The organism is Micromonospora sp. NPDC051925, assembly GCF_044548625.1.
In the GTDB taxonomy this organism is placed as follows: Bacteria; Actinomycetota; Actinomycetes; order Mycobacteriales; family Micromonosporaceae; genus Micromonospora.
In genome coordinates this window covers 99492-121169 of record NZ_JBIUCH010000015.1, presented here as the reverse complement: position 1 = coordinate 121169, position 21678 = coordinate 99492, and the positions used below count along the sequence as shown (strand labels likewise).

Below are 21678 nucleotides of genomic sequence, written 5' to 3'. Positions count from 1 at the left end.
GACAGTGAGACGTTGGTCAGGTGACCACGAAGCGGGTCGACTCGCCGAGTACCGCTGCCGCCCGGTCCACGTCCGCCAGGCGACTGGCGAGAGTAGCAGCGGCCAGATGCTTGGGCAGGGCCGCGCTGAACTTCAGACCGTCGAGGGCCTTGTCGTGAATATCGGGCAGGCAGAGGCGATCAACGGCGTCGGCGGTGACCACCCGCCAGACAGTGGGGGTGACGTTCTCCCGCAGGCGGATGCTGCAGTCGTCGAACCGCTCGACCGGGTCGACCACCTCGCTCAGCGTGGCGGTGAGGGTGGCGTTCACCCGGAATCCCGCCCAGGTCCACCAACGCAGATCCCCCTTCTCGTCGCGGACGATCAGCGTTCCACCCGGGTGCACCAGGTGCAGCTTCTCCTCGCGTTCACGTGCCAGTCGCTCTGTTGCCCGACGCGTGAGGTCTACCGGTGGCCCCACGCCGAGCAGCACCTCACGCACGGCCCGGACCAACTCGAAGTTGAGGTAGGCCCACCCTGCGCCGGACCAGCGGGCCCGTCCACCGCCGTCAGCGGCCTCGACGAAGCACCTCCGGCGACGCCAGTCGATGTAGGTGACCCGCCAGCTCCGCCCGCCGAGCAGGAGCCGACGCTCGCCCTTGACCTCCTCGGTGAGGAGGCTGGGATCGATACGTCCCAACTCGCTGCGGCCGAGCAGCACGGTGAACTCGGGAGGGCCGGTGAAGACGGCCGTCATCTCCATGAAGTGCCGCCGGCCGAAGCGTTCCTCGGCAGCCGGCCCGATGAACAGCATGCCCCCGTCCTGGTGGAGGTAGCCGTGCTCGACCAGATGCCGGACGATCGGCTGGGCCTTCCCCTCGAAGGGCTGAAGCCCATTCCAGGCGTGCGCCCACAACTGGTCGCCGATCCGGTGTTCCTGCAGGCACAGGGCGAGAATCTGCTGGGCGACGATGTGCCGGGGCTCGGGCGGCGCGACCACCGGTTCGACCCAGCCCCGTGACCAGAGCAGCAGCAGAGCTGCCGCCTCGACCAGCGCCTTTCCGCTCAGGGTGAGGAAGAGACAGTTTCGGCTGCTCCCCGCGCGGCGTCCGGTCCGACCGAGCCGTTGCAGGAACGACGCCACGGTGGCCGGCGCGTCGATCTGGATCACCCGATCCAGGTCGCCCACGTCGATGCCCAGTTCAAGGGTGCTGGTAGAGACGATCACGCAGTCCCGGGCCGCGCTGAACGCCTGCTCGGCTCGACGACGTTCATCGACGGACAGCGACGCGTGCGAGAGAAAGGTGGTCACCCCTTTTTCCCGTAGCAGCTGACCGAGTTCTTCGACCGTCTGCCGGGATTCGCAGAAGACCAGCCGCTTCTCGCCCCGGTGCAGGCCAGAGATCACCGTGGCGGCGTTGGCCAGCGAACCGACGTAGTCCAGCACGATGTCACCTGGTGGTGCCTGGTCGACAGCGACTGCCGTTTCGGGTGCCACCACCTGAGCCGGACGGCGGCCCGCCCCGGAGCCCTGCAACCAGGTGAGCAGCTCTCCCGGGTTGCCGACCGTGGCGGAGAGCCCGACCCGTTGCAGTGGCCGACCGGCCAGGCGGGCCAGGCGTTCCAGCACCGCGAGCAGATGCCACCCTCGGTCATCCCCGGCGAAGGCGTGCACTTCGTCGACGACGACCGCGTGTAGGCCGGCGAAGAAGAGCCGGTGGTCGACCTTCGTACTGACCAACATGGATTCGAGCGACTCGGGCGTGGTGAGGAGGAGATCGGGTCGCTCGTAGAGCACTGCCCGCCGACGGGAAGCGCCGATGTCGCCGTGCCAGACCCCGGCCTGCCGGCCGAGCCAACCGGCGTACCGCTCGATGCGGGGGTGGAGGTTGTTGAGAAGCGCCTTCAACGGGGCCAGGTACAGCACGGAGGTGCCGGTCCACCGCTGTCCGGCCATCCGGCTGAGCAGTGGAAAGAGCGCCGCTTCGGTCTTGCCACCGGCGGTCGGTGCCAGAAGCAGTGCGTCCAGGCCATCACTGACCGGCGAGATGGCGGCCCGCTGCATCTCCCGCAGGTCACGCCAACCGAGGGTGTTGACGAGGTGGTACACCAGGACCGGGTCGAGGTCCGCCGACATCTCAGATCGACAGTTCGATGTCGTCGACGGCGGAGGCGGCAGGGGCGGCAGGGGAAGCAGCGGCGTTTCGTTCGACCTCCGTCAACTCCTCGGCCCGCAGGGTCAGCTGGTAGTGCCGCCGTGGGTCCCAGTCGGCGAACTGGTCCACCCGGTCGAAGACGTCCGCGACGAGTTTCTTGAGATAGACGCGAGGCGCGACACCGACCTGACCACCCAGCGCGCCGGTGACGGCCCGCGCCAACGTGACCAGATATTCGTCGTCCACCCGGGCGCTGACCTGCTCGCTGGCGTAGATGCCGCGGACCCGGCGACCGAGTTCCACCAGGGCATCCACGGTGAAGCCGGGTAGCCGCAGTTGGGTGGCGCGCGGGTTGTCCCAGCGTGGATCGGGGCCGAAGTCGGTAGCGAGGCGCTGGGCGAGGGGGGCGAGTCGTTGGACACCCTGGGGTCCGTCGAAGAACGCGGGGGTTCCGGTGATCACCAACAGCAGGCCGGGGAAACGGTCTGCATGGATCTCGTCGATGAGCTGCCGCAGGGCGTTCAGGGCCTTGTCACGCGCGTCGGAGCGCACTCGTTGCAGGGTCTCGACCTCGTCGAGCACCAGCAACAACCCTTGGTGGTTGCTGTCCCGGAGCACGGTGAGCAGGCCCCGGAGGAAACTCAGCGCGGCGTAGTGGTCGAGGTCGCCCTTGACCCCGGCGGCCCGGCGGGTGGACGCCGCGACGTGGGGCTGCCCGCCGAGCCAGCCCGCCAGCCCTTCGGCGATTCGGTGGTCTCCGGCGGCAGTGGCGGCCCGGTAGCCGCGCAGCGCTGCGGCGAAGCCCGGGGTGGTTCGCGAGATGTCGCCGAGCCGGCGCTCCAGCAGTTCGCCGACGGCCCGGTCCAGCGCCTCGGCATCGTCCTCGGCGGCCGAGCCGGCCGCGAGCACGTCCTCCTCCAACGCGAAGATCCAACCGTCGAGTACGGGTCGGAAGGCGCTCGGTGCGAACTGCTCGGTGCCGAGGTGCTCGACCAGCCGTCGGTAGACGGTTTCCATCCGGTGCAGGGGCGTCTCCAGTTCGGAGACCTGCACCTCGGCCGAGGCGAAGCCGCGCCGCTTGGCGTGCTCGGCCAGCCACCGGGTGAAGAACGTCTTGCCTGCGCCGTACTCACCGCGTACGGCCTTGAAGACGCTGCCACCGCCGGCCACCCGGTCGAGATCCTCGTCGAGGGCGGCGGTGAACCGGTCCAGCCCCACCGCGAGCGCGTCGAGTCCGTTGTGCGGTACGACTCCGCGGCGCAACGCGTCGACGATGTCCCGACGACGACGGGCCGACAGCTCGACCGTCACCGCGCCTCCAGTTCGAACTGTTCGATCAGCAACGCCCGGTTGAGGTGAACCGTTCGGCCGTCCGGATCGAGGGTGAGCACCGGGTAGCCCTCGACCTGGAGCAGCCGACGCAGGGCGGTGACGGTCCCGGTGATGCGGTGGGCTGGAATCCCGGCGCGAGCGGCGAGCGTGTCGAGAGTCGCCCGGTCCCCCCCGGCGAGCAGGGTGCCCAGCAGCGAGGCGACCCGCTCCTGCGCCAGTGGCGTCCTCGGGTCGCGTCGTTGGGCGTACCGTTCGCTGGCCAGCAGGGCGGCCACCAGGTCGGGCGGGGCCGGTGTCGGCGGCGGGGCCTTCGCAGCAGGGACGGCGGTCAGGTCGAACAGGCTTGCGGGCTGCTGTGGTTCCACGGGACGGCGTGGCCGACGTCGGTTCGGGGTGGCGGAGGCCGACGGGGGCGACGAGTCGGCCAGGGGTTCCCGCCACCAGTCAGGGCTGGCCACCGGGCCACCTGCCCAGCCCGACAGGGCGGCATCGTCGCCGGCGGTCAGCATCAGCAGCGGGATCACCGCCTCCGCCGGTGCGGCACCCCCGTGGTAGCCGGCCTTACGCGGCCCGTACCGGACCTCCTCCCGCCAGGGCAGGACGACGGCACCGTCACCGAGCGCCACCCGGCTGCCGGACACGACGACCTCGGCGTCACCGGCCGGTTCGGTCGCCGGGCGCCACCGGTTCTCGCTGCTGGTGCTGGGCAGGACGATCGACTCCGGCCCCCGGTCGACGACGTGACCATGGTCGGAGACCACGACCACCACCCGGTCGGCGGCGGAGGCCAGCAGGTCACCCACTGCGGTGATGGTGTCCTCACCCCAGACGGTGACGCCGGGCTCACTTCGGTCGAGGGCGTCGTCGATCGTGTTGACCACGGCGGCGACCACCGGCGTCGCTGGATCGTTGAGCGCGGCCAGCACCTCGGGGTCGAGCGCCGCCCCGGCTCCGGCCCGCAACGCCGCCTTGTGCAGCAACCGGCCGGCAGGGAAGCGCTGCTGGAATGCCGTACGTTCGGCCTGCTGCCGACCGGCGGCGATCCGCCCGCTCAACAGGCTGCACCGGCTGGCCTCGGTGACGGTGGGCAGGGCCGCCAGTACCCCCGTGCGGGGTCCGCCGTCGGGGGTGAGTTCCAGCCAGGTGCCGGTACGGGTGATCGACTCTGCCAGCTCGGTGGCCGCCGCGACGCCCATCCCGTCCAGGACGAGCAGCAACACCCGTCGGTCCTGATCCAGGATCGGCTGCACCACCCGGTCGAGCACGTCCTCGACGCGCAGCAGCGCGCCCGGTGCCGTCTCGGCGCTGGTGGCGACGGCGAGCAGGGTGGCGAACTGCTGGTCGTGCCGGGTTCGGCGGGCGTCCACGGCACGGTGCAGCAGCCGGTACGCCTCGGCGACCTGCGGGTCGGCGTCACCGGCGAAGATGTCGAGCCGGGCCCGGTCGACCCAGCCGTCCTGGCGCACCTGCCGGTGCAGCGCGTCGAGCAGGGTGGCCGGTGGCGGGCCGTCCGGACTGCCGAGCCAGCGCAGCAGCCGTACGGCCATCCGGGCGGTTTCCAGCCGACGTGGTTCCGCAGCGCGGTGCGCCTCCACGGTGGCGAGCGCCGACTGGGCGCGGGCGACAGCAGCGGGCAGCGCCGTCCCGCCGGCCGGTACGGCCAGCCGTACGGCGTCGGCGAAGGACCGGAGCCGCTGGAGGAACCCGCTGGGCAGGACGGCGGACGCACCGAGCAGCCCGGTGATGCCGATCTCGGCGGCGATGCTCTCGGCGCGGCGGAGCATCCGCATCGCCTCGTCGCGACCGTCGTCACCGGAGTCGACGGTGCGGTAGACCCACGCCTCGGCGGCCCGGTGCAGCGCTTCGGCTTGCGGCGGGTCGAGCCGCAGTCCGCCGAATCGTGGTTCGAGCCGGGTCCGGCCGATCGCCGCCGCCACCTCGGCAGCCTGATCGCTGCCGGCGGGCCAGAGCAGCCCGGCGAGCAGCCCCAGCGGGATCACGTCCACCCCGTGACCGGCCCGTACGGCGGCCATGATCGGCACGGCGACGGGACCGGCGGTCCGGACGAGGTGTGTGGTGACCCCGTCGGCGACGTCGTCAGGGAGCGTGCTGAACACCCGTTGCCGGAGCGCATCGGCGCTCCACTGGACCAGGCCGCTGCCGTCGAGTTCGGCCGCGGGCAGGCTGAGGAGTTCCGCGGTGAGGCTGCGCAGGGCGTGGTCGCGGGTGAGGATCGCGCCGGGTGGGGCGGGCCAACCGTCGGCGGGCGAGTAGTCGGTGAGAGCGTCGGCGACCCAGCGTCCGACCCGGACCAGGGTGGGGTCGAGCGAGGTAACCCCGCCGAACAGTTGCCGGACCAGGTCCCACGGATCGATCTTGCGGACTTTCTGCTTGCTGAGGTGGGCGAGGAGCCCGTCGCCGAGTTCGGAGTCGGTCAGCTCGGTCAGCAGCACCAGGCGTTCACCGTCGACCCGGTCGTAGAGGGCGGCGCGGGCGGCCAGCGGCGTATGGCAGGGAACGACCCGCACCTGGCGGCCGTTGATGCTCAGCACTGGTTCGGTCGGCCATTCGGGACGGGCGGTCAGCGCGATGACGTCCGCCGGATCATCCTCGCCCAGCCATGCCTCGACCTTGCGGCGGACGGCGTCCGGCTGGGCCACGCTCACCGGAACGCTCATGTTCCCGCCTGCCCGCGTCGGACGCCGAGCACCTGGCCGGTCACCGGATCTCCCAGCTGACGACGACCCGTCGCCCGGCGGAGATCTCGGCCGCGATCTCGGCGGAGACCTTCTCCCAGGTGTCGGCGTCGGTGACCTCGCGCCGGGTGGCGAGCACGCCCGACCCGAGACCTCCCAGAGCAGTACCGCCCGGCCCGACGCTGACCGGCCCGGCAGCCGAACCGTCGTCCGAGCGGCTACCGGCGCCGACCAGCAGCCCTGCCAGCTCATGGCCGGTCGGCGTCCTCGGCGGCGGCACGGCGGGATGATCCGTGGTCGCCGTGCCCGAGGCCAGCCCTCCGGGGTCCGTCGTGGTCGAGGCCGATCGCACCACGGGGTCGGTCGCGACGGCGGTCGGATCGGCGGGTGCGGTGCCGGGCTGCGGTGCCGGTGCGGCGGCGAGCAACGCCGCCGCCGCGTCGACGGCCGTCTGGAGCGCGCCGACGAGGTCCTGTCCGTGTTGTTCGTGTCGGGCGACGGCACGCAACTGTCCGATGATGGTGCGGGCCTGGTCGTCGTGGGCCGCGCGGGCGGCGATCGCCCGGAGCATCGGCCATTGGGCGCGGACCAGCACGCCGCTGATCTCCGCGGCGTTGCTGAGCACCTCACCGATCGCCTGGTCGTCGACGTCGCCCAGGTCGGCCCGTGCGGTGGTCTCGACCAGCACCACGTCGTCGCGCTCGGCAGCAAGCTCGGTGACGAGCCGGGCCGCGCGCCGGGCGGTGGCGAGCCGGCCGGTGGAGGCGGCGAGGTCCAGCCCCAGCACCTCGGCGTAAGCTTCGAGCGCCTGGACGAGGTCGACGGCCGCTCGCTGCCGGGCCTTCGCCGACTGCCGTAGCGTGCCGGCCAGTTCGCCGAGGTTGGCCGGGGTACGCCAGGCGGGCAGCACCGCACCGAAGATCGCCCCACCCCGTCGTACCGCCTCGATCCAGGCGTCCTCGTCGGGCATCGGGGGGTGCCGCAGCTCCAACTCGTCCCGGACGAGGGCGAGCTGGGTCACGTCGATCTTGCCACCGCGCTGGTACCAGGCGAGCTGCTGTTCGAGCCCGAAGACCATGATGATCAGGTTTTGCAGTTCCCGGTCGAAGCCGAACGCGGCCGGCTCGTCGATGAGACGGCGTAGCACGTGCACCGGGAAGTGGTCGGTGTAGCCCTCGTTGGCGGCGGCCTGGAGCAGGTGCTGGCTCCACCGGCAGGTGGAGGTGTTGAGGACGTACCGGCCATCGGTCAGTTCGCCGAGGCGCAGGTTGTTGCAGACCCGACGGAGGGTGCGCTGGTCGGCGGGGTTGGGCACGCTGACTCCCCGGGCCGGGTCGGCGGCGGCCTGCTTCGCGTACTCCAGGATCTTGGTCAGTTCGCCACGGGTGATCGGCTTCTCGTCGTCGGGCAGGGCCGGGCGGCCCGGGTAGGACCAGGTGAGCAGTTCACCGGTGAGGTTGGTGAACGCCTCGGCGAGGGTGCCGCCGCGCGGGTCGCCGACGTGCAGGCCGTCGGCGAGGGTGTGCAGGACGCCGATGCTGTCGTCCTGCACGTCGGTGCCGCGCGAGGTGGCCGACCCGTACGCCTGCATGAGGGCGCTGATCAGCGAGCCGCGCAGCTGGGTCTGGCGTTGCTGGAGGTAGACCCGGCCCTGCTGCCGGTCGGCGAGCGGCCAGTCGGCGGCCAGCGAGTTGAGCCGGTCGCCACTGCCGTTGCCGAGCAGGTAGTTGATCCTGGCGAGCTGGCCGACCTTGTCCATCAGTTCGTCGGTCAGATAGAACGGCAGCCAGAAGACCGTCCGCGAGCCGCGTTCCAGGCTCTCGATCCGGGAGCGGTCGGCGCTGCGTTCGAAGCGCTGCGGGTCGAACGGGTAGTCGATGATGATCCGCCACGCTTCGCCGCTGGCGAGCAGCGCGGCGACGGGCATGGTGTCGGTGTCCCGGACGTTGCCGAACTTGACCTGGACGGTGTGCGACCGACCCCGCCAGGCCCGGGAGTAGAGCAGCTCGCCGAGCTGGCCCTCGCTTCCGGTGATGCCCATCTCGGCGGTGACCAGTTCCCGGATGAGCTGCTGGCGGACCCCGGTGGTGGTGGCCTCCCCCTCGGGGACGAGGTCGAGCAGCTTGTCGTAGTCGACGGTGTGCAGCTTGAGGGAGACCACCGGGTCGGGGGTGGTGGTGAGGTGCAGTTCACCGGCCGCGTCGGCGACCCGGTTGAGCCGGTTGAGCACGATGGTGCGTTCGTAGCCGGGGATGGGCGAGGTGATCGAGCCGAAGTTGAGCGCGTGCAGCTTGCCGGCGGTGAGGTTGTGCAGGGCGGGCACGTCGGGCACCAGCGCGCCGAGCAGCACCGTCTTGATCAGCTTGTCGTCGAGCTGGAACTGCGGGTGGGTGGCGGCCTGCTCGGCCGTGATGCCGTTGAGGTGCAGCAGGATCGGGCGCAGCTTCTGGGTGTAGAGGGTGCGGGCGGATTGGAAGAGCTGCTTGAGTTTGGGCCGGTCGGGCAGTTCGCCGTGCAGCACCAGCGGGTCGAAGAGGGCGGCCACCCCGATCAGGTCGTTGACCCGCAGGGTGTCCCGGCGCGCGACGAGCAACTCGGTCATCACCTTCAGCGCGGTGCGTTCGCGCTGCAACGCCTGGGAGAGCGCGACGAGGGTCGCCACCAGCGCGGGCGAGAAGGGGTAGAGCTTGCGAAAGGCGGCGGCGTCGGAGCCGATGCCGGCGTCGCCGTACTGCGCGCCGAGCAACAGCGCGTCCCACACCTCACGGTTGCCGCGCACAGCGGCGAAGGCGTTGTCGAGCACCGCCCGGCCGTCGCCGACCGGCTTGAGTAGCCGCTTCTCGGTGATCTCGGGCAGGTTGGTGTCGGCGAGCGCGATCTCACCGAACCGGCCCTGCACGCTGCGCATGACGTGCGCCAGGGCTTCCCGTTCGGTGCCGCCGACCTGCGGGCCGAGGAAGTCCTCCAGGTTGCGCTGCCGGGCGACGAACGAGATCAACGGCAGCGGCCGGGTGGCGTCGGCCGACTCGACGAGCTTGTTGAGCTTGGCGCCCTCGGTGTTGACGAAGGTGTGGTCGCTGATCTTGGTGGAGAGCCAGAGGATCAGCTCGTCGAGGAAGAGCACCAGGGCGTCGTACCCGAGGGACTTGGCGTGCCGAGTGATCACGGCGAGGCCGGTGTCCAGGTCGAGGTATTCCCCGCTGCGCACCGCGCCGGTGAAGAATGCGCTGGTCAGCGCACTGACCAGCCCGTCGCGCTGCTCGGTGCCCGGGGCTGCCGCCGCCGCGTCGGCGTAGGTGTCCGGCGTCCAGCCGGCGGCCCGCGCCATCTGGGCGGCGAGCCCGCCGCCGCCTGCCGGTACGCCGCCGCCGTCGCGCAGGGCGGCGAAGAAGGCGTCGTCACCCATCCGGTCGCGCAGCCGCGCGGCGTCGTCGAGCAGCGCATCCGACCGGTGTACGGCGGGGACGGGCGCGTCCGGGTGCAGTGCGGTGATCTGGTTGAGATAGCCCTCCAGGATCGCCTGCTCGACCGAGCGCGCGTCGAGCATGTGGAAGGTGAGGGTGAGCAGCTTCCGGTCGCGCAGCCAGGGGTCGGCGGCGAGGACCGGCTCGGCCAGCCCCCGCACCTCGCGGGCCTGCGGGTTGTGGGCCAGGATCTCCCGCAGCACCGCCATGAAGTGCGACTTGCCGGAACCGAACGAGCCGTGCAGGAACACGGCCTGGGAACGGCCGGTGGTGACGGCGTGCCCGACCCGGCGCAGCGCCTCGGCGAAGTTCTCCCGGAGTTGGTCGGTGACGACGTACCGGCGCAGGTCGGCACCCTCTGCGGCGCGGACGACGAAATCACCGTCTCCGACCGAGGTCGGAATGTCGATCACGTCCCGCAGCAGGGTCATCGCCGCTCCTCACACTCACTGCTCCCCGTCACCCCGGCGTCACCGGAGACCCGACGATCCTATGTCCGAACGATTCGGACAGGCATTCCGCCTGTTGGCCGCCCGTGGCATGGCGGGACGGCCGACCGGCGGCGGGCAACGGTCACCGCCACGGACGCCGCCGGGAACACTCGCCGTCATGGTCGGGGCGGAGCAGGCAGCGCCGGCCGCCGGTCAGCAGCCGGTCACAGAAGACCCAGTGGCGTACGTTCTGGTCGTCCTCGACGGAGACGGTGGTGCCACCCGGGTCGGTCTGCGGCAGCACGTGCGTCCAGTGCGCCACCACCCGGGCCAGCCGCTGCGCGGAAAGCAGATCGTTGGCGACCACCGGCAGGTGGATGACGAAACGCTCGGTCACCGGTCCCACTCCCGCTCGTTGCGGGCGTGCACCCGCTCGGACTGTAGGTGGCAGAGTGCGATCTTGAGCCGGCTGGTCTCCCGACGGCTCTGCCCCAGCGCGTCGTAGACGGCGGCCAGCTCACCGGCGACCTGGTCGAGAAAATCCTGCACCTCCTGCGGGTCGAGCCCGCGCCGCCCAAGCCGCGCCGGCCGGAACCGCCGCTCACGCACCTGCCACGGCAGCAACCGATGAGGTACGGCCGGACGGCGCTCGGCCGACGCCGGTCGCCGGCTGCCCGGAACCCGGCGGAAGAAGTCGCGCATGACAGGACCTGCCTCTCATCGAGATTGACCGGTGGAGGGGTGGGTCCACCGGCCCGCCGCGCACCGGCGGACCCACCCCGGCACCCACCGCCGCAGCCCTCTTCCAGCAGTACGACAGCAGGGCACACATGGCCGCTGAGCAGCGAGAACTCCACAGTGACCGCCAAAGCAGTCAAGCACCACCGACGACCTAATGCAACGGCGCAATTGCTCTGCGCAACCCCATCTCTAGCTATAGCTGCACACCCTGTGTAATGTGTCCATTACTGAGCGACCAAACGGTCGTCGAAATTGGACGGGAACGTGTTCAGGCCAACCGAACGGGGAGGACGACTTTGTCACAATCAGTGACCGGGACGACGATGCTTCGACGCCAGATCGGGCGGAAGTTCGAAACGCTGCGCAGAGCTGCCGGGCTGACCATGGAACAGGCCGCCGAACAGCTTGACCGGGCGCGGGCAACCCTGCACCGGATCGAGAACGGTGCCGAGCACGTCCGCTACCGGCAGGCCGACGTGCAACAGATGCTCGACCTGTACGGTGCCTCCGCCGAGGACAGCGACCTGCTGTTGGCGATGACGGCGGCCACCCGGGACAACAAGAACTGGTGGCACGACTACGTCGGCTCCGGCCTCCCCCGCTGGTTCCAGCTCTACATCGGACTGGAATCGGCAGCGTCGCACATCCGTCAGTACGAGTCGGAGTTGGTCCCCGGCCTCTTCCAAACTCGCGCCTACGCCGAGCAGGTATTCCAGATGCCCGGCGGCGCGGTCGACGCCAGAGCCACCGACGAACAGCAGCGCGCCGTCCAACTGCGCGTGGAACGGCAGACACTCCTCACCCGGTTCTCCGCTCCGCAACTCAGCGTGATAATCAACGAGGCGGTGTTGCGCCGCCCGGTCGGTAACGCCACGATCATGTCCGAGCAACTACACCAGATCCTCAAGGCCGCAGAGCTACCCAACGTGACCGTCCAGGTGCTTACTTTTTCTGCCGGGCTACACGCCGGGGCGATGTCCGGGGCCTTCTCGATCCTGGAGTTCCCCGAGGACGGCAGCGGCAAGGAGGTGGAACCGCCGGTGGCCTATCTGGAAGCCGCCACCGGAGCCATCTACCTCGACAAGCCGCACGAGACGGCCGCCTACAACACCATCTGGGCCGACATGACAAGCCGAGCCTTGAACGAATCTCGATCCAAGAGCCTCATCCAGGATGTCGCAGAGGAGTACGCCCGTGCCTGACCTGACCGGTGCCGTCTGGCGCAAGTCCACCCGCAGCAACAACGGCGGCAACTGCGTCGAGGTCGCCGACAACCTTTCAGCCGTCGTCGGGCTCCGCGACAGCAAGGATCCGACCGGCTCCACCCTCACCTTCGCCCCGAACGCCTGGGCAACCTTCATCCAGAGCATCAAGCAGCAGCCGTCCCAGGGCTGAGCGGGACCGGACGGGCCCGGCTGCCCTGCCACCCGATACGGTGCTGGTTCCACGACGGGACGGGTCCGAAGGGGCAGCACGGGTAGTGAGCGAGTACCAGTACTACGAGTTCCTGGCGGTCGATCGGCCGCTGACCGCCAGCCAACTCGAAGAGGTTCGCAGCCTGTCGACCCGGGCTCGGATCACTCCGACGAGCTTCGTCAACAGCTACCACTGGGGCAACTTCCGGGGTGATCCGCGCCGGATGGTGGCGAACTACTTCGACGCCTTCCTCTACCTGGCCAACTGGGGCACCCGCCAGCTCATGATCCGGCTTCCCGCCGGCTCGGTGAAGCTGTCCACCGTCCAGCGCTACTGCGACACCGAGGCGGCGTCCGTCTGGACGGCCGGTGACCGGATCGTCATCGACCTCACCGACGAGGACGAGGAAGGCGAGTGGATCGACGACGAGGACGGGGAGGGTCGGCTCGGCTCGATCATCGCGGCCCGCGCCGACTTGGCCGACGGTGACCTGCGGCTGCTCTATCTGGCCTGGCTGCTCGCGGTGGGGCGGCACGAGATCGAGGACGACGAACCGGAGCCACCGGTGCCGCCGGGGCTGGGCACGCTACCCGCGTCGCTGGTGAGCCTGGTGGAGTTCCTGCGGATCGACACCGACCTGCTCGACGCCGCCGCCGAGGCGAGCCCGCCGTTGACCCGGTCGGAGCCGACCCCGGCCGAACTGCGGCGCTGGCTGCGCGGCCTGCCGACCGGCAAGAAGGACGAACTCCTGCTACGCGTGATGCACGACGGGGACATACCCGTGCGGGCTGAGTTGCGGCGGCAGTTTCGGGCCGCCCACCCTGCCGGCGCGCCGACGGACGACCCGGCCGACACCCGGACGGCGGGTCAGCTCCGCAAGGCCGCCGGTGCACGGTGGACGGAACGTCAGCGCGTCGCCCAGCAACAGCGCGCCGCCGAGCAAGCCCGTGAGGAACGCGCCAGGCAGGCGGCCCGCGAGCGCCGGCTGACCGAGTTGGCCGCCGCGCCCGAGCGGGCCTGGCAGCAGGTGGACACGCTAATCGAGACGAGGAAACCACGCGAGTACGACACGGCGGTCAAACTGTTGACCGACCTGGCCGCCCTTGGCGAGCGCGACGGCCGGCAGGCGGAGTTCGCAAAGCGGGTCCAGTTGCTGCGTCAGGTACACCAGCGCAAGCCCAGCCTGATAGACCGTTTCGACCGCGCCGGCCTGCCCACCGGATAGGCCGCACACACCGTCACCGCCGCAAACCACTCGCTGCCGTGATCGGGCCGACCACCGGGGCAGCACGGGAACGCCGATCAGCCCGCTGCCGTGACGGTCGCGGGCAACTCCGAGAATCGGGCGGCTCTCGTCCAGGCCGCGTCACGCCACTGGCAGTGTTTCAACACCTCGGCCGGATCGTCGGTGGTGCTGAAACCCATGAAGCGATCGTCATCGGTGAAGTGCAGGAACGCCACCACCTGCGAGTCGAACAACCAGAAGTCGTACTGCGGCAGTGTCAGCTCGGCCGCCCGGTCGCGTTCGAGATAGCGGATGTCCTCACCCACCGCCAGGTTGTGCGGTGTCACCGATATCTCGAACCGAAGGTAGTCGCTCGGCGGCTCGTCGATGACCCGGACCCGCTCCACCCTCTTGCCCTTCGAGGTCTCGGCCTGCATCAGGTCGAGCCACGACCGAAGCCACTCGATGCCCGGGTCTCCCCCGGCGAGGAACGTCTGGAACGGCTCGTCCTCGGACGGCAGGCCGTACGACCGGCGGACCTCCAGCTTGAAGGCAGCGTGTCGAAAATCCTCGAAGAGGCGCTGGAAAGCGTTCGGCTCGGTGATCAGCAACCCCATCTCCATCCATCCTGTCGACCCAGGGGTTCAGTTCACCGGGAACAACGACGACCCAGGGCAGCCCGATGCGGCACTCACCCCTGCCGGCAGACGTGACCGGCCCGCCGGTCCAATCACGGAAGTTCGGGCACACCCCGCAGCAGGGTCAGCGCCGTCCGGTCGGAGCTCAGCTGCGACAACTCGGTGTCGATGAAGGTGGTGAAGAAGCCGGCGGGTGACCCCATGTAGCCCGGCTGCTCGGCGGTGTGCCACTGGTGCAGCCATGGCTCGATCTCCGCCAGCCCGGCGAGCAGCGGCAGCAACCGGTGCGCTGGCCACGCCTCCTGCGTCTTGCGGTCGAGATAGACGGTGGCGAGCGCCTGCGCCTGCGCCAAGTGGTCCCAGCCCGCCCAGCCGAGCAGCCCACTGCCATCGCTGTCCCGATCCGCCTGCGGGTAGGAGATGAACCGTTCCTTCGGCACGTCGAGCTTCCCGCGCGCTTTCCAGAACGACGGCCGGGCGAAGTCCGCCGAGGTGTACTTCGGCGGCACCTCGATCGTGACCTGCTCCCCCGCGTCCTCCCGGCGCTGCAACGCCCACGTCCGTTCCCACTGCGCCCGCTTACGCAGCCCGGACGACTTGTACCGCTGCCCCGGCAGGTAGGGCACATGCTCGTCGGCGAGCAGCGTGCCCAACGTCCGGGTCAGGTCGTAGCTGTCGTGCCCGACCCACAGGTCGAGCACCGCCCGGAAGTCCTGATCGGCGCGTACGCGGTCGGCGAGCTGCGCAACCGAGAGCGGCGTGGGCGTCCCACCCCACAACTCGGGGGCCTCCAGCCGGTCGAGCAGCCAGTCCCGCAGCGCGGCCGACTGCATCTTCTCCCACCCGTCGGTCGACCAGCGCCGCTTGCACTCCGGCCGCTCGATCAACCCGATGTGCCGGTTGGCCCCGATGGCGGCGATCCGCCGCTCCACCAACGCCCGGTAGTCCGGTGACCAATCCGCCTTCGGCCGGTCGATCGGCTTGGACCCGTGCCGGTTGAACCACTCGGTCTGCGCCCCGCTGGTGTGCAGCACGATCTCGAAGGCCCGCTCCCCCAACGCCAACTCCGGCGGGTTTTCGGAGGTCAGATCCTCATCAATCAGCCCATAGAGCCGGTAGACCTCCCAGTCCAACTCCTCCTGAAGCGCGATCATCCGCGCCCGCACGCAGTGGTACTCCGCCTCGGCCGCCGCGAGCCGCTGCCGGCTAGGCACCCCCGAAGCCGCCACCGCCGCCGGGCTCAAGCTGGCCAATCGCTGCGCCAGCGAGTCGATCTCCCGAGCCCTCCCCACCGGGTACGCCGATGGCAACGGGAACTCCTCCAGCTTGGTACCGGTGAACTCCCACCGGTCCATCCACGCCTCTGGCTGGATTCCTCGACCGATTCCGCTACCCGCCTTACTCTGACTAACCTGCTTGAGCCAGAAGCAGGCGGTCGAACTGTTCAGCACTCCGAGCAGCCGCAGGTGATCGTCCTCCGTCGCCGCCTCCGCCAACTTGATCACCGGCGCAGAACGGTTGAAGACCTTCCCTCCCCGATCCAACACAAAGTGATTATGAGTCGCTACAAACGCAAATGTGATGAGAGCTTCGGCTTCCACACGCCCCCAGGACAACATCGTGTACTCATGCCATGCCATCCCTCGCTGCTCACGGGTCTTACCGAAGGCGAGCCCCGCACGCAGACCGGTTCGATACAACCAGAGAGCACCGTTCGACTGAAGTTCAGTCATTGGCTCTCGATCCCGATAAGGCCATAGAGCCACATTAGAACCAGCAGACCAATCTCGGACAACATCTCCAGTTGCGAGCGAACGAACGGGAAGACCCTGCTTAGACCAAGGGGCGGGTGGGCGACCACCCATCACATAGACCTCGTCGTCTCCGGTTATGGCATAAAAACCGATAGAACCATCAAGGATGGCGGAAAGCCGCGAATCGCATGCGTGGCTCAACGCCGCCATCAACCCGTCCGCACCGCCTCCAGCAAGGCTCCAGGGGTGCACTGCGAGCCGATCCCGCGGAACATCCGCCACGCTAATCCACTCGGAGTTTGAGCCAGCTTCATCAATCTGCAATCGGATCGCTGACCAAACATAGCCGTTAGCCGGGTCAGCCGGTGCCGCCGGCTCGCCTCGCACACCAAGAACTGTGCGAATGGGGCCACTATAGCGCGAACTGATATAGCGATTAAGGCCGATCAGAATGACAGTCGGGGTACCATGGCCCGGAATGAACGCACCTGAGGTGTCAATCACCTCAGTTAGCTCCACCTTACCTGCGAAGAACTCCTGGATTAGCCTCTTGCCGAACTCACGCTTCATAAAGGCATTGCCAGTGATCTGCCCTACGTGACCGGCACCATCTCCGTCGTTGTCGGCCCGCTTGGCCAACTCGAAAAAACGCTGCGCGAAGGGAACAGTCAGTGCATATTTTCCGGCGCACGCGGCGTATAGCCGGCGGTAACGTTGGTTACGGGCAGGGTCCGCGACAAGGATATACGGCGGATTGCCGACGACTACGGTGTACTGCCTTGGCCTCAGATACTCTTTGAGTAGATCGACGTCCTCGCTCTCGTACGCAAAAACGGGCCTCTCTTCGATGAGCGCCATGATGTCGCCCTGCGCGTCGGACGTGTGCTCCCAGTGCAGCAGTGAGTCGCCGGTCGCTACCCGGATCGGCCAGGCGGGGGTGCGTTCCAGTTTGGTCAGCCCGCATGCCCGCATCGCGGCGATCAGCAGCCGGAAGCGGGCGATCGCCACCGCGAAGGGGTTGATGTCGACGCCGGTGACCTGGCCGAGTGCCCGTTCGGTCAGGATCTTGACGTCGGTGGCCGGCTCGCGGTCCTGCCACTTGCGCAGCAGCCGGTGGAACGCGCCGAGCAGGAAGTGGCCGGAGCCGCAGGTCGGGTCGATGACGCTGGTGGCGGGCAGGCCGAACTCCTTGACCGCCGGCTCGAAGGTGCGGTCGAGGATGAACTCCTCGACGAACTCCGGGGTCTGCAACAGCGCGTACGTCTTCTTGGCGTGCGTCGACAGCTCCTGGTAGAGGTCGCCGAGGAAACGGGTGTTCAGGTCGTCGCGGCGCAGCGACTCCTGCCCGGCCCCCCGGCGGAAGAAGTCGCTCAGCTCCTCGGCCGCCGGGCCGGAGATGTCGAACCGCCACACCGGGTTGTGCTGGTCGAAGATCTTGCCGGTGGCCTTCAACCCGGCCAGATAGCGGAACCCCTGCCGCAGCCACTCACGGTCGTTCTCCCGAAAATTCTTGATCAGGTACGCCTGCCGGTGCTGCACCGCCCGATCAGCGGGCGCTGCCGGGTCGGCACCGCCGATCCACAGCCCGTCGACCAGTTCGTTGTCTTCGCAGAACCGGACGAACACGCAGCCCAGCACCCAGGCCACCGCCGCCTGGTCGAGCACGTCGTCGAGCCATGTCTCGAAGCTCGCGGCGACCCGCTCGGCGGTCTTGGCCTGGTCGTGCTCCCGGCGCAGCTCCGCCCGCAGGCCCGGGGCCTCCGCGACCTGCCCCCGCAGATCGTCCACCAAGGTCCTGACCTGCGCCTGCAACGCCTTCAGCTCGATCACCGCCAGATTCTAGGGCCTACCGCCCCGGCCACCACTACTCCGAGTCGTCATCGGCCACGCCTTCCAGGTTGTCGCCCAGCCGCACCCCGATCCCCTCCGCGAACACCCTCAACCGCCTCCCCAGATAGTCGGCACGATCGGCTACGAAGATCGACCTCTTCCCCTCGCAGAGTCGCCGCCACGCTTTCGTCGGGATGCCGTGGCTACGCAACACAAGCTCCACCGGCGATGCGGGACGCTTTTCCGGGACGTCCGTGACAACCTGCTCGCCGAGGAATCGTTCAATCAGCGGCCCCCACGGGTCCGAACGAGCACTCTCGGCCCGCATCTGTCCCGCTGACAGTTCCAGGTTCTTTAACGCGTCGAGCAGGCGGACATCCGGGCGGGTCGGCATGACGAGCCGGTTCGCCGGCCGCTTGTCGCCCGGCACCACCTGGCGGTAGCTCTGCGCCTCCCCCGAGGCCAACACTTTGACCACGTCGAACGGCTGGCCCATCACGTCGCGTCGGTGCGGAAACTCGGACAGCTCCCAGATCACGTACGCCTTGGTCCGGGCGCTGTTCAGGTTGAACGCCTCAGGCATCGGCTGCACCGACCCCGACTCGATCGGCAGCACCCCGTCACCCAGTGCGTAGAGCCTCATGTCGAGCAGCACCCGCTTCAGCAGAGTCGAGGTGGCACCGCCGAAGGCGCTGGTCCACGACGTCACCCAGAACCACGTGCGCAGCGTGCTGATTTGCACCTCGGTAGGGTCCGGCCGGTGGTGGAAGAAGACCGCGAGCAGCATGAGCTGGTGCGAGTAGGGCAGCAGCTTGGCCAACGGCACGCCGATGTGCTCCTGGAGGAACTGCACCGCCAGGGTCACGGCCCGGTCAGTCTCGCGGATCGCATCGTGCAGCCTGTTCTGTACGTCCCGAGCCACCACCTCCCAGCGGGGCGACAGCACGTCCGTCTCACCGGCCATGGCCAACATCGTCCGGAAGACCGCCAGTCTGGGGAGTTCCCCGAAGCCGGTTTCCGCGATGCCGGTGACGATCTTGTCGATGTTCTCGGCCAGCGGTTTCCGCTCGTGCCGGTAGGTCAATGCGGAGATCATCTGGTCCGGGTCCATCCGGGTGCCCGAGCGGTTGAGCCGGGCGTAGACGTTGACCGCCTGGGTGAGGCTGGCCCCCTGGAGCCGTACCAACGTCAGCTTGTAGCTCTTGATCCGCTGCGTGACCGCCTCGGCCTCGCGGATCAACGAGTCGACCTGGCGACTGTCCTTGACCTCCAGCTCAACCTGGTGGAAGTGCCGGAGGAAGTCGCGCGTACGCATCACCGCAGCCAACGGCAGCAGGTGCGGCAGGAACTTGCCGGACCGATGGTAGCGGTACCGGTCCGAGCCGAGCGGGTCAGGACGCAGATCCCGGTAGATCCGCCATCTCCAGTCCTCCTCGTCCTCGGCTGATCCGTTCGGCAACGGCCGGTTGAGCACGCCGAACAGCGTCGACACCCGCTGGTGCCCGTCCAGGAGGTAGGAAACCTGCCGACCGGCGCGCGGCGGCGGAACCGGGAGGCCACCGATCCGGTCCAATGACGGCACGTGGTCGTCGGTCTGCCAGAGCAGCAGGCTGCCGATCGGGTAACCGCGCTCGATGCTGTCGAACAACTCCAACATCTGGGGGGGACGCCAGACGAAGGGACGTTGGAACGCCGGCACCCGGATCTGCCCCCGGCCGATCCCGTCCAGCAGATCATCGACGAGCGCGATGGTCGGATCGGGTCGGATCTCGGCCTGGTCGGTGTACATGAGGCCAGTTTCCTACAGGATTCGGTGGATCATCGCGAGCAACTCCCGCAGCTCCGCCACGACGTCCGGCCCCAACTCGGCGAAGTCCTCCTCGGTCAGGCAGGTGTCCGCGTTGATGAGCGGCCGGGGCATGCTGCCGAGATGCTCCTTGACGTCCAGGTAGCGCCGCTCCTCGATGCTCTTGCTCCGCAGCGCGTCCACCTTGGGCTGCCGCGTCGGCAGGCTCTCTTCCCAGGCCCGGCAAGGAATGTAGTTCTCCATCTCCCGGCCCGCCCACATGTGCAGCTCGACGCCGTCGATGGCCCTGATCTTCCGAGCGTAGGTGTCGTTGCGGGTTCTATGCCCGGCGTGCTTCCGGTCGCTGTCCAGCAGCGCGGCGACCCGGACCAGCAGCGCGAACTGCCGGCGGCGACGCTCGACGAACTGTGGCATCCGATCCTTGCCGCCCGCATGTCCGACCGTCAACCAGTCCGCCTTGATGGCGTGCAGGATGCGCTGCTCCGCGAAAGCCTCGGCGAGCGCGAGAAGGAAGCACTCCTCGGAGATCTCGTCCTCGACGACCAGGACGGCAGGCCGGCTGAGATCCGCCACCAGTTCCTTGAGGTCAGCGGCCGTGATCGGGACCTGCCGGCCGACAGGCGCGGCCGTGCTGCTCTCCGCCTCGGTGAAGGCGTGCTCGATGAACACCCCGACCCCGTCGATTGGCAGGGTGTCGGCGAAGCGGGCCGCGCTGTCCACGGTCTGGCCGTCCGGACGCCACTCGTGCCGCTCCACCATGAGCATCTCGAGCAGCTTGAGCACTGTCATCTTGTCGCCCTGGACGAAGACCTCGGGCCTGACGTCAAGATGCATAGCCGCTCCGGTTCAACTGCGCCGCCGCCAGCGCCCGTGCCTCCCGGTAGTCCTGCGAGAAGTAGCCATCCGGCCAGCCGGCCCCGAGATTGCCCAGCTCGTCGATCGACACCCGCTGTGCCGTCGACACCCCCTGCTTCTGCTCCACCACGTAGACAGCGACGACCTCCGGCGGACAACTGCCTTCGGCAATCCGACGGCGCAACCGGAGCAGCAGCGTTTCGCTGTGGCTCTCGATGAGAAACCGCGTGCCGGTCGCTCGGGCCGTGTCCAGGTAGAGATCCGCCAGCGCGGCGTGGGCAGCCGGGTGCAGGTGCATCTCCGGCTCCTCGATGATCTGCAATGGAGTGTCGTCGCCGTCGCCCCGCGCCTCGTCGAGCGCGCACTGCACCAGGACCGGCAGCACCTGCGCCAGGCCGGTGCCGGCGTCGGCGAGATTCACCTTCAATGTGCTGCCCCGGCGGGTGAGCACCGTCGACCACAGCGGGCCGACCGGGATCTCCTCGATCCGCCACTCGGGCACGATATGCGCGAGCAGGTCGTTGACCCTGTCGATCAGCTCGCCACTGCCTCGGGCCTGGTCGTCGGCGAGGATGCCGTGAACCCCCTGGCCCTGTTCCCCGACCGCCCGGGGCTTGCCGATCGGTAGGCGATGCTGCCGCTCGGGCCAGGTGCGGTAGGCGCTCAAGAAGCGGATCGGCCCGAGCCAGAGGTCCTTCTCGGCATGCGGCCACAGGTCGGCGATGTTGTCACCTCGGGGCAGCAGACCGGCGAAGGTGACCGGCCGGGTGACGTCCAGGTGGCCCTGACGGTGGATCTCGTACATCAGGCCGCGGTCTGTGACCTCGATGGTCGGTCGGAGCTGGAAGTCGATGTCGTCGTCCTCGACGGTCAGGCGCAGACTCGAGACGTAGGCGGCCCGATCCTCGTCGACGTAGCGGATGGAGGCGGCGATCGCGAAGGGGGTGGGGCCATCCACCTCTGCCCCAAGCGTGAACCGACCGTGCGTGCTTTGCTCGAAGATCAGGTCGGGGAAGCCGTCCACGGGCACTGGCAACAACCAGTCGAGATCGAGCGGCGCGGTGTTGGCGGTCCCGAAGCCGGTGGCGATGACCAGTGGGGCGCGGGTCAGCACGCTCTTGCCTGAGTTGTTCTTGCCGAGCACCACCGTCACCGGGGCCAGCTCGATCTCCTGCCGGTCCCGGAAGCAGCGGTAGTTCTCCAGCACGATCTTGCTGAGGGGCATTCACATACTTCTAGCAGCACACCCCGGCAGGAACCGCCCCGCAAGGTGTCGGCAACGCGACAGGGCACGATTCCAAACTTGGCTTGCTATCGCATCAGCATGAAATTGATACCGTCACTCGGGCCGGCA

Annotated in this window: 14 protein-coding genes; 3 read left to right on the top strand and 11 right to left on the bottom strand. The window is 68.9% G+C overall.

The genetic code is table 11. The annotated features are described in order from the left end of the window. Positions 1 to 16 precede the first annotated feature (16 nt). The 6 genes from ACIG87_RS21215 to ACIG87_RS21190 all read right to left on the bottom strand — a co-directional run bounded on the left by ACIG87_RS21215 (position 17) and on the right by ACIG87_RS21190 (position 10760). Positions 17 to 2116: a DEAD/DEAH box helicase gene (locus ACIG87_RS21215; protein ID WP_396852565.1), complete on the bottom strand. Its 2100-nt coding sequence runs from the start codon at positions 2114 to 2116 to the stop codon at positions 17 to 19. A gap of 1 nt (position 2117) precedes the next feature. Next, entirely contained in the window at positions 2118 to 3446 is a 1329-nt protein-coding gene (gene brxD, locus ACIG87_RS21210; RefSeq protein WP_396852564.1) for a BREX system ATP-binding protein BrxD, read from the bottom strand. Further along, positions 3443 to 6145, bottom strand: a complete 2703-nt coding sequence (gene pglZ, locus ACIG87_RS21205) for a BREX-2 system phosphatase PglZ (protein ID WP_396852562.1) — start codon at positions 6143 to 6145, stop codon at positions 3443 to 3445. The genes brxD and pglZ overlap by 4 nt, the downstream gene beginning before the upstream one ends. A gap of 40 nt (positions 6146 to 6185) precedes the next feature. Then, positions 6186 to 10058 carry a phage resistance protein gene (locus tag ACIG87_RS21200; RefSeq protein ID WP_396852560.1) on the bottom strand — a complete coding sequence of 1291 codons (3873 nt, stop codon included), beginning with the start codon at positions 10056 to 10058 and terminating at the stop codon, positions 6186 to 6188. Positions 10059 to 10200: 142 nt separating this feature from the next. Then, positions 10201 to 10455, bottom strand: coding sequence for a hypothetical protein (locus tag ACIG87_RS21195; protein WP_396852558.1), 255 nt, complete (start codon positions 10453 to 10455; stop codon positions 10201 to 10203). Continuing rightward, on the bottom strand, positions 10452 to 10760 hold the full coding sequence (locus tag ACIG87_RS21190; RefSeq protein ID WP_396852557.1) for a DivIVA domain-containing protein: 309 nt from the start codon (positions 10758 to 10760) through the stop codon (positions 10452 to 10454). Before ACIG87_RS21190 ends, ACIG87_RS21195 begins: the two co-directional genes overlap by 4 nt. 362 nt (positions 10761 to 11122) lie before the next feature. Here ACIG87_RS21190 and ACIG87_RS21185 point away from each other — a divergent pair, with 362 nt between their 5' ends. From ACIG87_RS21185 to ACIG87_RS21175, 3 genes are all read left to right on the top strand, one after another. Further along, entirely contained in the window at positions 11123 to 12001 is an 879-nt protein-coding gene (locus ACIG87_RS21185) for a helix-turn-helix domain-containing protein (RefSeq protein WP_396852555.1), read from the top strand. Then, on the top strand, positions 11994 to 12194 hold the full coding sequence (locus ACIG87_RS21180; RefSeq protein WP_396852553.1) for a DUF397 domain-containing protein: 201 nt from the start codon (positions 11994 to 11996) through the stop codon (positions 12192 to 12194). The genes ACIG87_RS21185 and ACIG87_RS21180 overlap by 8 nt, the downstream gene beginning before the upstream one ends. Positions 12195 to 12279: 85 nt before the next feature. Further along, the gene (locus ACIG87_RS21175; RefSeq protein ID WP_396852551.1) at positions 12280 to 13440 is read left to right on the top strand and encodes a hypothetical protein; all 1161 of its coding nucleotides are present in this window, start codon (positions 12280 to 12282) and stop codon (positions 13438 to 13440) included. A gap of 77 nt (positions 13441 to 13517) precedes the next feature. Here the strand turns inward: ACIG87_RS21175 and ACIG87_RS21170 are convergent, their stop codons facing one another. The 5 genes from ACIG87_RS21170 to ACIG87_RS21150 all read right to left on the bottom strand — a co-directional run bounded on the left by ACIG87_RS21170 (position 13518) and on the right by ACIG87_RS21150 (position 21549). Next, on the bottom strand, positions 13518 to 14063 hold the full coding sequence (locus ACIG87_RS21170; RefSeq protein ID WP_396852550.1) for a DUF6879 family protein: 546 nt from the start codon (positions 14061 to 14063) through the stop codon (positions 13518 to 13520). Positions 14064 to 14170: 107 nt separating this feature from the next. Next, complete coding sequence (gene pglX, locus ACIG87_RS21165; protein ID WP_396852548.1) at positions 14171 to 17662, bottom strand: BREX-2 system adenine-specific DNA-methyltransferase PglX; 3492 nt, start codon at positions 17660 to 17662, stop codon at positions 14171 to 14173. 34 nt (positions 17663 to 17696) lie between these two features. Beyond that, positions 17697 to 19451: a DUF262 domain-containing protein gene (locus tag ACIG87_RS21160; protein WP_396852546.1), complete on the bottom strand. Its 1755-nt coding sequence runs from the start codon at positions 19449 to 19451 to the stop codon at positions 17697 to 17699. Between the two features lie 12 nt (positions 19452 to 19463). Beyond that, positions 19464 to 20303: a hypothetical protein gene (locus tag ACIG87_RS21155; RefSeq protein WP_396852542.1), complete on the bottom strand. Its 840-nt coding sequence runs from the start codon at positions 20301 to 20303 to the stop codon at positions 19464 to 19466. After that, positions 20293 to 21549, bottom strand: coding sequence for a DUF3696 domain-containing protein (locus tag ACIG87_RS21150; RefSeq protein ID WP_396852537.1), 1257 nt, complete (start codon positions 21547 to 21549; stop codon positions 20293 to 20295). Before ACIG87_RS21150 ends, ACIG87_RS21155 begins: the two co-directional genes overlap by 11 nt. Between the last annotated feature and the right edge of the window lie 129 nt (positions 21550 to 21678).